This is a genomic window from Shewanella sp. UCD-KL12, from assembly GCF_001957125.1.
Taxonomy (GTDB): Bacteria; Pseudomonadota; Gammaproteobacteria; order Enterobacterales; family Shewanellaceae; genus Shewanella.
This window is the reverse complement of record NZ_MPHJ01000042.1, coordinates 1-973: the sequence shown is the minus strand read 5'-3', so window position 1 is coordinate 973 and position 973 is coordinate 1. Positions and strand designations below refer to the sequence as shown.

Genomic DNA, 973 nt, shown 5'->3' with positions numbered 1-973 from the left:
CATTGCCGCTGACCATCGCGCCTTCATCAACACTGAAGCTATCATCTTCCGCGATCGGCTCATCATTGACGGCGCCGACACTGATGGTGACGGTAGCGTCATCGCTGTCAGTGCCATCGCTTAAGGTGTAGGTGAAGCTTGGGTTTGTCTGGGTTGGATCACTGCCATCATGGGTGTACTCAAAGCTACCGTCGGCTTTGATGCGCACGGTGCCATTGGTGACGGTGAGGGTCTGACTCCAGCCATCTTGGCCGAACACTAATTCGGTGCCGTCGATGTGGGTGACGTTTAATATCGCGCCGTCGCCGCCATCCGTATCGACCTTGCCATCGCCGTCATCATGGGTGATGACATTGCCGCTGACCATCGCGCCTTCATCAACATTGAAGCTATCATCTTCCGCGATCGGCTCATCATTGACGGCGCTGACACTGATGGTGACGGTAGCGTCATCGCTGTCAGTGCCATCGCTTAAGGTGTAGGTGAAGCTTGGGTTTGTCTGGGTTGGATCACTGCCATCATGGGTGTACTCAAAGCTACCGTCGGCTTTGATGCGCACGGTGCCATTGGTGACGGTGAGGGTCTGACTCCAGCCATCTTGGCCGAACACTAATTCGGTGCCGTTGATGTGGGTGACGTTCAATATCGCGCCGTCGCCGCCATCCGTATCGACCTTGCCATCGCCGTCATCATGGGTGATGACATTGCCGCTGACCATCGCGCCTTCATCAACACTGAAGCTATCATCTTCCGCGATCGGCTCATCATTGACGGCGCCGACACTGATGGTGACGGTAGCGTCATCGCTGTCAGTGCCATCGCTTAAGGTGTAGGTGAAGCTTGGGTTTGTCTGGGTTGGATCACTGCCATCATGGGTGTACTCAAAGCTACCGTCGGCTTTGATGCGCACGGTGCCATTGGTGACGGTGAGGGTCTGACTCCAGCCATCTTGGCCGAACACTAATTCGGTGCC

General features: G+C 55.8%; 1 protein-coding gene. It reads right to left on the bottom strand.

Annotated features, from left to right (window positions below):
- Positions 1 to 973: tandem-95 repeat protein (locus tag BM736_RS24725; RefSeq protein WP_143562485.1), on the bottom strand; the 973-nt coding region annotated here is incomplete at both ends.